10 protein-coding genes are annotated in these 13944 nt (G+C 59.0%); 6 read left to right on the forward strand and 4 right to left on the reverse strand.

All coding sequences use genetic code 11. The features are described from left to right. Nucleotides 1-15 precede the first annotated feature (15 nt). Both K1W69_RS05585 and K1W69_RS05590 read right to left on the reverse strand, forming a co-directional pair. The gene (locus tag K1W69_RS05585; RefSeq protein WP_220227320.1) at nt 16-411 is read right to left on the reverse strand and encodes a hypothetical protein; all 396 of its coding nucleotides are present in this window, start codon (nt 409-411) and stop codon (nt 16-18) included. 50 nt (nt 412-461) lie between these two features. Further along, on the reverse strand, nt 462-2219 hold the full coding sequence (locus K1W69_RS05590; RefSeq protein ID WP_220227321.1) for an adenylate/guanylate cyclase domain-containing protein: 1758 nt from the start codon (nt 2217-2219) through the stop codon (nt 462-464). A 447-nt stretch (nt 2220-2666) separates the two neighbouring features. Between K1W69_RS05590 and K1W69_RS05595 the strand changes: the two genes are divergently transcribed. Beyond that, on the forward strand, nt 2667-3206 hold the full coding sequence (locus tag K1W69_RS05595) for a hypothetical protein (RefSeq protein ID WP_220227322.1): 540 nt from the start codon (nt 2667-2669) through the stop codon (nt 3204-3206). Nucleotides 3207-3374: 168 nt separating this feature from the next. Further along, nucleotides 3375-3515 (forward strand): hypothetical protein, encoded by a 141-nt coding sequence (locus K1W69_RS05600; RefSeq protein ID WP_220227323.1) that lies wholly within the window; start codon nt 3375-3377, stop codon nt 3513-3515. Between the two features lie 91 nt (nt 3516-3606). On the opposite strand, the gene K1W69_RS05605 is transcribed toward K1W69_RS05600, so the two are convergent. Further along, nucleotides 3607-8472 carry an ATP-binding protein gene (locus K1W69_RS05605; RefSeq protein WP_220227324.1) on the reverse strand — a complete coding sequence of 1622 codons (4866 nt, stop codon included), beginning with the start codon at nt 8470-8472 and terminating at the stop codon, nt 3607-3609. A gap of 242 nt (nt 8473-8714) precedes the next feature. Between K1W69_RS05605 and gatC the strand changes: the two genes are divergently transcribed. The 4 genes from gatC (at nt 8715) to K1W69_RS05625 (ending at nt 11993) form a co-directional block, all read left to right on the forward strand. Beyond that, nucleotides 8715-9002: an Asp-tRNA(Asn)/Glu-tRNA(Gln) amidotransferase subunit GatC gene (gatC, locus tag K1W69_RS05610; protein WP_220227325.1), complete on the forward strand. Its 288-nt coding sequence runs from the start codon at nt 8715-8717 to the stop codon at nt 9000-9002. A gap of 45 nt (nt 9003-9047) precedes the next feature. Then, nucleotides 9048-10532: an Asp-tRNA(Asn)/Glu-tRNA(Gln) amidotransferase subunit GatA gene (gatA, locus tag K1W69_RS05615; RefSeq protein WP_220227326.1), complete on the forward strand. Its 1485-nt coding sequence runs from the start codon at nt 9048-9050 to the stop codon at nt 10530-10532. Between the two features lie 195 nt (nt 10533-10727). Further along, entirely contained in the window at nt 10728-11441 is a 714-nt protein-coding gene (locus tag K1W69_RS05620; protein WP_220227327.1) for a carbonic anhydrase, read from the forward strand. A 261-nt stretch (nt 11442-11702) separates the two neighbouring features. After that, entirely contained in the window at nt 11703-11993 is a 291-nt protein-coding gene (locus tag K1W69_RS05625; RefSeq protein WP_220227328.1) for a GIY-YIG nuclease family protein, read from the forward strand. A gap of 896 nt (nt 11994-12889) precedes the next feature. Here the strand turns inward: K1W69_RS05625 and cysK are convergent. Then, entirely contained in the window at nt 12890-13876 is a 987-nt protein-coding gene (cysK, locus tag K1W69_RS05630) for a cysteine synthase A (RefSeq protein WP_220227329.1), read from the reverse strand. Between the last annotated feature and the right edge of the window lie 68 nt (nt 13877-13944).

Below are 13944 nucleotides of genomic sequence, written 5' to 3' on the forward strand. Positions count from 1 at the left end.
CCGAGGTGGCTTGCGTCAGTTTCCGGGCGCGCCCGGCAGCGGGGCTTCCCAGCAGCCGCATGCGGGCTCAGTCGCATGCTCCCTGCATTCGGGCAATTCCAGGCGGGCGAGGCTCAGGGTTTTACCGTTGAATTCCGTCAGCACGCCGGCGTTCGCCCAGCACCATGCGCCCTGGCCGAGCGTTTTCGCGTAGGCGTCGCAACTGACGCCCAGATACACGGTCGACTGCGCCAGCCTGTCGTCCGGGTTTTGCCGCTGATACGCCGGATCATGCGTCAGCACGTAGCCATTGGCGTTGCAGCCGACATGGGGCATGCCCCCGGCCTCCTGCGCGTTCGCGCCCGGCGCTCCGTTCAAGGCAGGGCTGCAGAAAAGCGCGCAGGCAAAAACCGGGCCAGGGAATTTTTTCATGTCAGTCTCTCTCCAGATACAACAGGGTAGGGCGGGGCGACCCGCGCCGCTCAGTCTTCGAGCCCCGCCAGGGCGTATCCTTCCCTGATCCGCTCCCGGTCCGCCGGATCCTGGAACGGCAGGCGTCCGATGTGCTCCGCAAAGGAGTAATCGGGCTTGAGCCTGCTCAACTCATCCCGCACCTGTCGCGCCTCTTCCACACGGCCGAGGCGCCCGAGCGCCGCAATCATCAGCCCGCGGCTCAGATCCGTGGTCGGCGAGGCCTCTATACGCTGCCTGAAACTCGTCACGGCGTTTTCGTAGTCGCCCGCGATCAGGTAGGCCGTGCCGATGAAATGCCGGAACTGGTGCCCCATGATAGGTTCCAGGCGCAGCGCCAGTTTCAGGTCCGGAATGCCCTCCAGCGGCCTGCCGGCGTAGATCTTCTCGAGCGCGCGCATGCCGATCGCCGGCGCGAAGTTCGGATTGAGCGACAGCGCCCGCTCGATCGACGCGGCCGACGCCGCCATATCCCCCGCCCAGAACTTGTTGAGGCCGGCCACGTAGTGCGCATAGGGAAGGTCGGGGTCCTTTTCCAGCGCCAGGCTGCAATAGCGTTGCGACAGCGCCATGCTGTCGTCCCGGCCGAGCCATTTGTTCTGGAAGTCGCGGTTGTAGGCATGCGCGAGACCCACATAGGGATCGGCGTAGTCCGGGTCGAGTTCGATCGCCCGGTTGAAAGACTGAAGCGCCACGTCGAACATGTCCCTTGTGTTGGCGCTGCTCAAAAGCGCTTCCCGGCCGCGCAGGAAAAGGTCATGCGCCTCGATGCTGCGGGTCGGAACCTGGCCGATGCGGCCGTCTTCCGCCGGCGTCAGCTTCACCTTCAGCGCGTCCACGATGCGCCGGGTCACGTCGTCCTGAACGGCGAAGATGTCCGTCAGTTCGCGGTCGTACCGCTCCGCCCACAGGTGCGCGCCGTCGCCGGCGTCGATCAGCTGCGCGGTGATGCGCAGGCGGGCGCCGGCCCGGCGGACGGAGCCTTCCAGCACATGCGCCACGCCCAGCTCGCGGCCGACCGCCCGGATGTCCGGCGTCTTGCCCTTGTAGGCGAAACTCGAATTGCGGGCGATCACCAGCAGGCCGCCGATCTTCGACAGGTCGGTGATGATGTCCTCGGTCATGCCGTCGGAAAAATACTCCTGTTCGGGGTCGCCGGACAGATTGTCGAACGCCAGCACGGCGATCGACGCCTTTTCGGGCCGGCGCGGCTGTTCGTCGGGCGTTGCGCGCGGCGCCGCCGCGTCGTCGGCCGGGCGCCATTTCCAGATCCTGATCGGCTGATCGATATTCTTCACCGTCACGTTCCCGCCGTCCGTGAAGACAACATCGGCCCGCGCGCCCACGCTGTCGTTGACGATCGACGACACGCACACGCCGCCGGGCTCCGCCACGGCCTCCAGGCGCGCGGCGATATTCACCCCGTCGCCGTAGATGTCGTCGCCGTCTATGATGACGTCGCCTATGTTGACGCCGATCCGCAGCGTCAGGCCGGGGCCGTCGGCCGCGTCCTCGTGCGTCATGCGCTGCACGGCGACCGCGCAGTTCACGGCGTCGACAGCGCTTGCGAATTCCACCAGCGCGCCGTCGCCCATCAGTTTCACGATCCTGCCGCGATGCGTTTCCACCGCCGGGTCGAAGATCTCCCGCCGGTGCCGTTTCAGCGCCGACAGCGTGCCGGACTCGTCATCGCGCATCATGCGGGAGTATCCCACCACATCCGCGGCCAGAATCGCTGCCAGTCGTCTTGTTTCTGCGGGGGCGGCCATGGGTGTCCTCGGGGCGTGATGGGGCGTCGCGGCGGACCTTACAGCGTTTCGCCTCGCAAGAGGAGATCAAAGCCGGCGCGCGGAGAGGATATCCTCACCACGGCGGCGGCGTCGCCACCGCCGCGTATCCAATTCCCTCTCTCCCTCATTGCGGGCTCGACCCGCAATCCAGCAGCGCCGCGTCGGCGGCGCGCAAGGAGGAGACGCTGCGCAAACCGCGCGCTACAATCACCGTGATCCGCCCGCGCCCATTTCCCTCTCTCCCTCATTGCGGGCTCGACCCGCAATCCAGCAGCGCCGCGTCGGCGGCGCGCAAGGAGGAAAAGCTGCGCAAACCGCGTGCTACAACGACCGTGATCCGCTCGCGCCCATTTCCCTCTCTCCCTCATCCCGGGCTTGACCCGGGATCCATACGGCGGCACCTCCCGGGAGGAAGGAGAAGAATTCGTGGTCGAAATCGTCAAACAGACAGCCGTCGAAACGGAACTGGGCGGCGTCGCTGCTTCGGCGCAGGTCGTCTCGCCAGACCTAGTCGAGAAGGCCGTTTCCCTGAAGGTCGTTCCGTTCAAACCGAAATTGCCTCCCGGCATGAGCGTGCGCGCATGCACGGCGATCCTGCTTCTGATCGACGGCTCCGTGGAGATCGAACGCCTGTCCTTCGGCGTGACGCTCGACAGCGATCTGGAGGGGAGTCGCGCGACCGGGGAGCGTCTCGATGCCCAGGAATGGTCGGACGGCGCAAATCTGGTGATGATCGGCGCTGAAGACGGCGAAGCCCTGGACCTTCGGTTGCCGAATTCGGGTTTCGACCGCGTACCCGGCGTCATCTACACGGCGGACGCCATGACTCTGGAACTTTCCGGATTGCCGAAACTCGACAATCCGTCCTTTCACTTCGTGATCGCGGAAAAAGAAGACCGGGATCCGGTTGATGCCTCTGCGTGGTTCGCCGTCGATCAGGACCACCGGTTCCTTCTGGGGCAATGACGCACGGTACTGCCCCTGGAAAGCGGTTCGCTGATCCGCATGAGACGTGGTTGACTGTGCGGTAGCCTTTCCCCCAATCCCTCATTACGGGCTCGACCCGCAATCCAGCAGCGCCGCGTCGGCGGCGCGCAAGGAGGAGAGCCGGGGCGGACTGGATCACCGGCGCGCATGCCTGATTTTACCGTAGGCGTACTCATGGAGAAGATGGTCAGCGAGAGGGACGAGTTGATGCTCGGCAGACATTTCCCACTCCCGTCGCACGGCACAGTGCGTATGGACGGTGAGGCGTTCTGGCTGGTCGAAGGGTGAGGTAAAATCAAGCTGTAAGCGGAGTGCAAATGCAGATGGGTTTATCTTATTCTGCTACCGGTGCTCCAGTGGTTCGGAACAATTTGAGATGCTAACGCAGCGCCTCAGGTAGTAGGTATAGAAGGCGGCGTGCGGCCGGCCATCCGGCATCGACGAAAACCTCTAGTACCTCGACCAGAGCTATCCGCCGGGCTTCGTCCTCGAAGAGCTCGCGGTGATCAGCAATCGTTCGGCCGATCATCTTGACGAGTTGATCTGCTCCGAGTTGCTCAAACTGATAGCCGTGAATCCTCCCAGCTTTAAGAAGCGCATGCGAGGAGAGATCGAAAACGGTAGCTGGATCGGCCGGCTCAAGGAACTCAAGAAGTTTTAGCAAGTGGTAGATCGCCCTTGGCATTGCGGTGTCGCCGATCCGCGCGAAGGTACGCCTATTTTCATCTAGAAAGCGCTTTTTGTGATCGACCTCTTTCAAAACCTTCGGCTCTTGCCCTCGACGGATATCTAGAGCACCAACTGCAAAGAAGAACTGATCTGACATCTGTTCCTGCAGGTGTGCGTCCTCTGAAGCCTCTCGGTTTCTTAACTCTGTCTGTTCTTCAGGGGTGAGCGAAAAGAAAGTTTCGATTCCAGCCGCCGTGAGGTCGATGATTTTAAAAGCGAGCGCATGCGCACGACCTCGTGTCGCCGCATCTGCTGGCTCATCGTTGTCGTATCCAATAACAAGTTTGCTCTGTAAGGAGAAAACAGCATGGCCAAGTTCTATTTTGTACTTGCTACGGCTCCTGAGCCATTCATTGATTACATCGCGCGCGCCGGTCTGCTCATATCGGACCCAAAGTTGAGAGACGAGCGTGCCCAAACCCTCTTGCAATCGGTGCAGATCATCCGAATCGTCAATATCTCCCCGGTTCAAAAGAACCTGCGCGAGTATGCCAATGCGGTCGGGCTCAAATTTAAGCGCCGATCGAACGTTACTTAAGAGATATCCGAGAATTCGAGCGTCCTTATCGACACGCGCAATGAGCTCCGAAAGGGTCCAGAAGAATTCCTGGTCGTGCATCCATAGATAGCCGAGCTTCCTGACTATCTCGGCACGGACTTCGGGCGAAGAGTCCACCGCAAATGTTTCAATGGAGCTTCTTAAATGCGATATCGTCTCAGGACCGGCTCTAACCATGTTCATCATGGCGCCAGCGGCGTCCGCACGCGCACGATTCAGCATGTCGGCGATTGAAGGATTAGTAACCTCGACAAGCGCGGACATCGCGGTTACCAGAGTTTCCTCGATTGCTTTTCTCTGTGTAGCTGTCAGTGTAAGGACAATCTTCTTTTGGTGGGTAATACGCTCAATCGCCCATATAATCCTTTCCCACCCATGCGCGACGACTAAATCGTCGGCTCTTAGACCTAAGTTTAAAAGAAGTCGTCGCAACTCAAAGACAATGGGCAAATCTGTCGACGAAGCGCTCTCCACATTAGATAATGCTTTTTCGCATGCCGAGGTCGTACTGAGAATGAGCGCATTATCCGGTGCGTCAACATCAACGCCTTTGTCGCGGAGTATCGAGAAGTCATCGCATTTAATCCCGCTTGAACGGTAGTAATGCACATCATTCTCATTCGCCACAGCGAGGACAGTTTTATCTGCCTCTTCGATCACTCTCCTCGCCTCAGAGGTTTCCAATGCGTCGATGCCAATTGCACCGAAGATATTTCGCTGAAATCGTAGGCGGGTTTCGTCAGGCCTATACGATTCAGGAAAGTTTGCCTCAAGCACCTGCTTTTCAAAGGCGGATCTCTCCTTCTGGGGCAGTAGTTTGTATTGGGATGCGGTGAGATCGATTGCCGGCTTAACCGTATCTTCCGACTTCAAAAACTCAATTTGGCATGCCCAAGGTTGCATGGCAGCGGCAAGCGCGCGCCCCCGTTCTTTCGCGACCATGAACAGCCGATTCCACAACCATGCGAATTCATTCTGCGCAATGATCCGCTCAGCGATTGCGACAACGTCATCCTCGGATGTTTCCCGCATCATATCAACAAAGGAATCCACAATCTGATGTACATCATCAGCATGGGGCTCCTTGTGCTCCGCGGCCCAAATATAGCTATAATCATCGATCAATTTCGCCTGATTACCGTTGGTTCGAACGGTTATTGTTTCGACCGATTCCGTGTGCGAATGCTCACTGACTGTGTAGCCTCTCGAAACCTTAACAACCGCGTCTGCAGCTTCCAACGGGTGTTCCAGCGCGAATGTCGAGAACGAATCCTTCAATTGACTCTGCGCGCCTTCGAAGTCTTGGCGACGGTTGCTCGTTAGCGACAAAATACGGCTTTGACCGAGGCTTGTCGGCTCATTCTCTTCGATTTTGTGAGAAAATATGCGATCGTAAATCTCTACGACAAGTTCCGGATCGACGGTAGATATTCGTCCAACCTCCGCTGCCAGCCAATACATGTCGATATGTGCGTGCTCTGCCATCCGCTCTTCTGTAAGAAGCTCTTCAACAAGCCTTCGCGAAGCTATAGGATCTGTTCCGAAGGTCTTACCCACAAAACCAATTGCGAGTGGCATAAGTTTGTCGCCGCCCTCGGCTGTTAAAGAGTACCCTATCAGCGCTCGCGCTGCTGTACCGAGTTGGTCTTTGAGGCCCGCATCATTGACGCGGTCTATCAAGATATGAATTAGGGTGCGAAGCGGCCAGGCGGCAAACTTGACATACGGTGCCACACCTGCCGCCATCAAACACCAAGGTTCAGGCGGTGCGCTGTTGTCGTCTTCCAGTCGCACAACCAGGGAACTGACGAGTTGGCCAAACGTGGAAAATGCCTTTTCGTGCTGTTGGGGCCTTGCCATCATTCCAAGAAGACCATCAATGTCTCCTGTGGTCGAAGGAAAGTCACTACCGGCCCGCGCAGCGACAATACGCGCGACCGGATCAGCGGAAGAATCTCCCACGATTTCTGTTATAGCTTCCCAGAAATGTATGCGCTCTCGTCCAGAAGTTTCCCATAGTTGTTGAAAAGCAAATGAGAGTGCCGGAGCAAGGAGCAAGCCGGTACCCTTTGCCTGAAAAATCTCTTTTGTTTTGGATACATTGTTGAGGTCAATCAAAACGCGGCTTGCTGTGTAATCAAAAAGAATGTGGTGACTAAAGGCTACTCCCCGATCATTGTTGACGGCAATCAAAACGCCGGCTCGCTGCAATTGATCGAGCACATTTCCTGTTCCAGCGCCTGCCGCAATCCTACTGGCCTCCATCCGACGTCTTTCGATCATCGCGCTTACAGTGTTATAAAGGCACTGTTCTGCCACTGCGCCCAAAGGCCGGATCCGATTGTTCCAGTACATATCTAGCAGTTGAACTTGAGAGGCGAGATGCTTGAACTTTTCCGGCGCCACGCCGGTCGACAAAAGATCAGCAAGAAGTCGGGTGTTGAATGGAACACGCGCCAGCTCGGCAAGTTTAGCTCCTCCTTTGTCAACTGCTATCCGTAGCGCAGGTATTTTAGACAGTAGCTCCTCAAATTCAGTGTTTGACCACTCTGTAATGTTAATATGGCGAACAGACTGAAAGCGCTTATCGATGAAAGGTGTATCCGGGGGAGCCCCTCGAAACAGTCTTGCGAACTCCTGACCCATCATTAGGTCAAAGGTGCGAATGGATGCGACGACGCGCCACCGATTGCCTTCAAGCTTGAAGACTTCTTCCATAATGTTTCGGTAGAGGGCCTCACTTTTCGCGAAGCGACAGGCGTCAAGAGCATCGAAAATTAGATAACCCGGTCCTTTGCCCGGCCAGTTTGCTAGAACCTGCGGCAGTGGATGTGAAAGCCCGAGTGCTCTTGATAGTCCTTCGATCGACTCGACTTGCAACCTATCTACGGCGAGCAGAACAACCTCGTTGCCCTCGGCGTGTAGAATACGTGCGGTCTGGTTTATTATAGCGCTCTTCCCCGTGCCTGGCTCGCCGACCAAGACTAACGACCCGTTCTTTGCTGAGCTGACACAAGCCTTCGTACAGGCCCTTGAAATTGAGACGTTTGTTTCGCCGACCTGCGTCTGCTCGAATTCTCGCAGAGCCTTAGCAACCTGCTGCGTCTTCACTCTCAGTGCATCGACATCTTTTCGATAGTCTTGCGGTGCGCTGATTGGCACTCCGCTTCTGGCAAGTTCGTTGCGAAGACAGGAGATGGTGACACCATTACGGTCGGCCATGCGCCGCTCGCACTCCATTTCAAGCGCGGCAAAGGCGGCGGCGGAAACGGAATGATCCTCTAACGCATTAGCCAATAGCGCTTCTGCAGCTGTTCGGTGGGCACCACCAAAATCAAATTCGATCACGTGAACGAATTTCAGTATGATGTCAGGATCGACTGCCGCCATTGCTCCGCCGCGCGCAGTGAGTGCTGCGCCTACAAGCTTTCGAAAGCTGTCAAATGCTGTTTTCTGATTATTGGTAAGAGTTTCAGGTGAGCCTGACCGGAATATGTTGAGAGCGTGGGTAAGATGGTCCTTGATTGTGGCTGATGATGTGGGTCCAATGGCGATAACCATGACGTCTATACCGGCAATTAGCGGTCGGTCCCAGCCTCGTTGGCCCGTACCGGATACTGTTGCTTCCCAGAGGCGAGCAAACTCGTCGCATGTCTTCCCAAGTTCACTCGTCAAAGACGACGAATTGCTCAAGCGGTTCTTGCTTTGAATGAATGCCCATCCGTCCGAATCCAACGAAACTAAAATATCATCGACGGGAGCTTCGGTTTCGAACCTCAACGCAATTGGCTTAGCGGCGCCGAGCGAAAGTCGAGGGTCGACTGGTGTCTCAGCAAGTCCCTGTGCGGCTAGAAACGCTGCTACTGAAGCTTGAAAACTTACTCCGGATGCGGTTGCATTGCCGCCGCCTCTCGCCATTAAACTATGTTTTTTTGTCTTTCTTGTTGATTTTGCCATCAAGAAACCGATGTTGTTTGCCCGTGAAAGACAGATCCTCAAGCTTTTACCACTGCAACAATATAATAGCCGATTGCTGAAAGTCAGAGCCGGACTTTCAGCCCGCTCCACACATTTCGACAGTTAATTACGTCCACGTTTTTAGGTGATGCGGATCTGCTTGTCTCGCCCACACTTGCCCTCGCGCATCCCGGCGGCTATAGCCAGCAGCATCAATCACCGATCACCCGGAGCCGATCCCGATGTCCGTCGATCTTGCCACCGTCAAGCGTGTCGCCCATCTCGCCCGCATTGCCGTCACCGATGAGGAGGCGGCGAAAATGGAAGGCGAGCTCAATGCGATTCTCGGCTTCGTGGAGCAGCTCAACGAGGTCGATATTACCGGCGTCGAGCCGATGACCTCGGTCACGCCCATGCAGATGAAAAAGCGCCAGGATGTGGTGACCGACGGCGACAAGGCCGCCGATATCGTCGCCAACGCGCCGCTCAGCGACGAGAATTTCTTCCTCGTGCCCAAGGTCGTCGAATAGCAGCCCGCCGTTCCGCTCCCGCTCACACCGACAAACGATAATAAAATGACCGAACTCACAAGCCTCACCATCGCCGAAGCGCGCGAAAAGCTGCGCAGCCGCGACATCACCTCAACAGAGCTCACAGACGCCTATCTCGCGGCCATTGAAGCGGCCAACGATCAGCTCAACGCCTATGTGGCCGTCACGCCGGAGATCGCGCGCAAACAGGCGGCCGCGTCCGACGAGCGGCTGGCGAAAGGTGAGGGCGGGGCGCTGGAGGGCATCCCGCTCGGCATCAAGGATCTGTTCGGCACCGAAGGCGTCCACACCCAGGCCTGCAGCCATATCCTCGACGGCTTCAAGCCGCGCTATGAATCCACCGTCACGGCGAACCTCTTCGCCGACGGCGCCGTCATGCTCGGCAAGCTCAACATGGACGAGTTCGCCATGGGCTCGTCCAACGAGACGTCCTATTACGGGCCGGTGACAAACCCCTGGCGGCGCAAGGGCGACAACAAGGCGCTGGTGCCGGGCGGCTCGTCCGGCGGCTCGGCCGCGTCCGTCGCCGCGCACTTGTGCGCCGGCGCCACGGCCACGGACACCGGCGGCTCCATCCGCCAGCCGGCGGCCTTCACCGGCACTGTGGGCGTCAAGCCCACCTATGGCCGCTGCTCGCGCTGGGGCGTCGTGGCGTTCGCCTCCTCGCTCGACCAGGCGGGCCCGATCACGCGCGACGTGCGCGACGCCGCCATCATGCTCAAATCCATGGCCTCGGTCGACGCGAAGGACACCACCTCGGCCGATATCCCTGTGCCGGATTACGAGGCCAGCATCGGCCAGTCTGTCAAGGGCATGAAGATCGGCATCCCGAAGGAATACCGCGTCGAAGGCATGCCGCAGGAGATCGAGGACCTCTGGCATCAGGGCGTGGAATGGCTGCGCGACGCCGGCGCCGAGATCGTCGACATCACCCTGCCGCACACCAAATATGCGCTGCCTGCCTATTACATCGTCGCGCCGGCGGAAGCCTCGTCCAACCTCGCGCGCTATGACGGCGTGCGCTACGGCCTGCGCGAAGAGGGCAAAAACATCATCGAGATGTACGAAAAGACCCGCGCCGCCGGCTTCGGGCCGGAGGTCAAGCGCCGCGTGATGATCGGCACCTATGTGCTGTCGGCCGGCTATTACGACGCCTATTATCTGCGCGCCCAGAAGGTGCGCACCCTCATCAAGCGCGATTTCGAGACCGTGTTCCACGAAGGCGTCGACGCGATCCTGACGCCTGCGACGCCTTCCGCCGCCTTTGGCGTCGCGGATCAGGACATGGCCGCCGATCCGGTCAAAATGTATCTCAACGACATCTTCACCGTCACCGTCAACATGGCCGGCCTGCCGGGCATCGCGGTGCCGGCGGGGCTCGACGGGCAGGGCCTGCCGCTCGGCCTGCAGCTCATCGGCAAGCCCTTCGACGAGGAAACCCTTTTCCGCACAGGCCACATCATCGAGCAGGCCGCCGGCCGCTTCACGCCCCAAAAGTGGTGGAATTAATTCAAATTCTTCTTAAGAATTGCTGGATAACTATTTGGTGTGTTGAAGAAAATATCGATAGCGCACCAGAATTGCGAAGTATATAGTTCCTCTGCTTGAAAGCCGTTACTCTTCGAGTAATCGTAAAGTCGGCCTGCGAACCGGGTGTCTGACGTAAAATCGCATATTACCCGGTCGCACAATGGTGAGGTTAATATGTGTCAGGAATGCAATAATACATCGATCAGCCGTCGCGGCCTGCTGGGCGGCGGGCTTGCTCTTTCCATGGCGGCGACGGCGGTCTCCGCGTCTCCGGCCATGGCCCAGACCAGCGATGCGCCGCCGGCCACGCCCGAAGAGGCGCTGCAGCGCCTGAAAGACGGCAACGCGCGCTACGTGGCGAACACGCCGCGCTATTCAGATCACTCCGCCGGCCGGCTCAGCCGGGCGGAAGGGCAGGCGCCCTTCGCCGCGATCGTCGCCTGCGCCGATTCCCGCGTGGTGCCCGAGCTTGTGTTCGATCAGGGGCCGGGCGATCTCTTCATCGTGCGGGTGGCCGGCAATTTCATCAGCGAATACGGCCTCGCGAGCCTGGAGTTCGGCGCCGCCGTACTCGGCGTCAAGACCATCGTGGTCCTCGGTCACGGCAATTGCGGCGCGGTGTACGCCACGATCGATTCCATCAAGGACAGGGTGCTGCCGCCCGGCCATCTGCCGAGCCTGGTCAACGCCATCCGCCCCGCCGTCTACGACGTCATGGCGGACAATCCGGACAACCTGCTGGAAGCCGCCACCGCCCGCAACGCCCAGCTCAACGCCCAGAAGGCAGCCGCGGCTGACCCGATCCTCTCGGAAATGCACGAAGCCGGCAAAATCAGCTCCGTCGCCGCCGTCTACGAGATCTCCACCGGCAAGGTGAACTTCCTGTAGGCGACAGGCAAAGGCCGGCGCCAGCGATCCCCGCTGCGCCGGCTTTTTCAATCCCGCCCCATCGTCACCCACCGCGGCCGCACCTCCGCTTTTTATGCGGACACGCCACTGCGTGGCGTGACATCATTTACTGAGGGCAAGGGCGTTTGAGCACTACCTTTCCCCCTCATCGCGGACGAAGATCCGCGATCCATACGGCTTTTCAACGAAACCACCGCTTCTACTTGAAATTGTATTTCCGCCAATGCAATTTCAAACACGATGAAAGGCTATGTCTACATCCTTGCCTCCAAACCAAAGGGAACGCTCTACACAGGCGTTACCCGCGACTTGCCCGGACGGCTCTTCGAGCATCAAAACAATCTGACGCCCGGCTTTACCTCCAGATACGGCGTCAAAACGCTGGTCTGGTTCGAGGAGCATGACCTGCTGGTCGCGGCAATCGCCAGGGAAAAGGCGATCAAGAAATGGAGAAGACCATGGAAATTTGCGTTGATCGAGGAGATAAATCCTGAATGGGAGGACATATCCCACTGGTTGCATGGTATCTGATGCGAATTGCCAGGCACGGCCGGCTAAATGACGTATTCCGGGAACTTGGCATTTGCCGTGAGACCGAATAGATCCCGGCTCGGAGGCCGGGATGAGGGTAGTTTGAGAGGGCCGTAGAAACAACCAGCGTGTTGACTGGCCTCACATTCTGCGTAGGTCACGCAAGCACCGCCTCTCCCCCTCATCGCGGACAAAGATCCGCGATCCATACGGCGGCGCCATTCGTGACTGGAGATCATTTCGTGAAAGTAAGAAAGCCGGAACAAAACACGATCATTCCTGCTGCATTCCGGGTCCGGATGTGCTATAAAAGGGGTGGCGGAATCCGCACGCCACCGGATCCCTGCGGCCTGAAATCCAAATTCCCGAAACAAAGCCAGAGTGTCAAATAAATTCCCCACCACCCCTCATGCCGGACCTGATCCGGCATCCAGCAGCCACGCGTCCGCGTGGCGGAAGATGAAGCAGCGAATGCCCGAAACCCGGATTCCCGAAACAAAGCCAAACACGCGAAACGGCCATTTCCCGAAACAAAGCCAGAGTGTCAAACAAACTCCCCACCACCCCTCATGCCGGACCTGATCCGGCATCCAGCAGCCACGCGTCTGCGTGGCGGAAGATGAAACAGCGAACCCTCGAAACCCGGATTCCCGAAACAAACCCAAACAGGCGAAACGGCCATTTCCCGAAACAAAGCCAGATCATGAAACAAGCCCTGCCACCACCCCTCATGCCGGACTTGATCCGGCATCCAGCAGCCACGCGTCCGCGTGGCGGAAGATGATGCAGCGAACGCCTGAAATCCGGATTCCCGAAACAAAGCCAGATGCGACGCAGAGCTGAATCCTGTTTCGAGAATCGTTTAAGTTGTCGTTCTAACGAGCAGAAATGATTGCCTATTCCTCTCCATACCCGTCAAAGAGAGCCGTGGAGATATACCGTTCCGAGCTGCTGGCGAGCACCGTCACCACCGTCTTGCCGGCCATGTCGTCGCGGGCGGCGAGGCGCATCGCGCAGGCCAGCGCGGCTCCGGAAGAGATGCCGCCGGCAATGCCTTCTTCGGCCGCCAGCCTGCGCGCGGTGGTCATCGCCTCCTCGTTGCTCACCAGCATCACCTCGTCGATGATGTCGGTGTTGAGGATCGGCGGGACGAAGCCCGCGCCAATGCCCTGGATCATGTGCGGCGAGTGGGTTCCGCCGGAAAGCACGGGGCTGTTTTCCGGCTCCACGGCGACGACCTTCATCCCCGGCTTGCGGGCCTTCAAAACCTCGCCGACGCCGGTCAGCGTGCCGCCGGTTCCGACGCCCAGCACCACCGCGTCGACCTTGCCGTCGGTGTCGCGCCAGATTTCCTCGGCCGTCGTCCGGCGGTGGATTTCCGGGTTCGCCGGGTTGCCGAACTGCCAGGGCATGGCCGCGCCGGGCGTCGCGTCGATGATCTCCTGCGCCTTGTCGATCGCGCCCCTGATGCCCTTTTCCTTCGGCGTCAGCACCAGCTCCGCGCCCAGGAATTTCATCAGCTTGCGGCGTTCGATCGAGAAGCTGTCGGGCATGGTGAGGATGCAGCGATACCCCTTGGCCGCGCACACGAAGGCGAGCGCAATGCCGGTGTTGCCCGACGTCGGCTCCACCACCGTTCCGCCGGGCTTCAGCGTGCCGTCGGCCTCCATCGCCTCCACCATGGCGACGCCGATGCGGTCCTTGACGCTCGACAACGGGTTGAAGAATTCGAGCTTGGCGAGCACGTCCGCCTTGCAGCCGGCCTCCGCCGTCAGCTTTTTTATCCGGACCAGCGGCGTGTTGCCGATCGTCTCCGGCGCGCCGTCATACACCCGGCCGCGGCCGGGTTCGTCCAGTTTCGATGCGGATGATGTCTGGTCCATGTCGAACTCCTCCTTGATCTCGGCCGAAACGTACCAGCAATTTGTGATGTCTGTACAGAATGATAGTA

Source organism: Flavimaribacter sediminis, from assembly GCF_019492055.1.
In the GTDB taxonomy this organism is placed as follows: Bacteria; Pseudomonadota; Alphaproteobacteria; order Rhizobiales; family Rhizobiaceae; genus Flavimaribacter; species Flavimaribacter sediminis.